General features: G+C 61.4%; 1 protein-coding gene. It reads right to left on the minus strand.

Translation table 11 applies throughout. The features are described 5' to 3' along the window. The coding region (locus tag P0G09_RS19065; RefSeq protein ID WP_275253454.1) for a hypothetical protein at window positions 1-298 on the minus strand (298 nt) is incomplete at both ends.

Consider the following 298-nt stretch of genomic DNA (forward strand, 5'->3'; position numbering starts at 1 on the left):
GCCGATGGCGGACTCATAATCCTCGTCCTGCAGGTCAAGGTAGAACAGGCGCAGATCGTGCACCAGGAACATGCCCTTGTAGATGATGGTGCGGCTGGACAGGCTGGGCACATAGGTGCCGTTGCTGGCCTGCTCGAACACCCGGCGGATGATGTAGAGCCTGCGGTCAAAATCAATGCCCTTGCTCACACGGGCAGGCTTTTTGATGAAGCACTGCCAGATGGAGGGCATGCAGTCCCGGGCCTTCTGGCATGGCGCAGGGTGCCGGTAGACCCCGATGCCGTGGGCCAGAAGGCCC

It is taken from the genome of Faecalibacterium sp. DFI.5.82 (assembly GCF_029076575.1).
GTDB lineage: Bacteria > Bacillota > Clostridia > Oscillospirales > Ruminococcaceae > Faecalibacterium > Faecalibacterium duncaniae.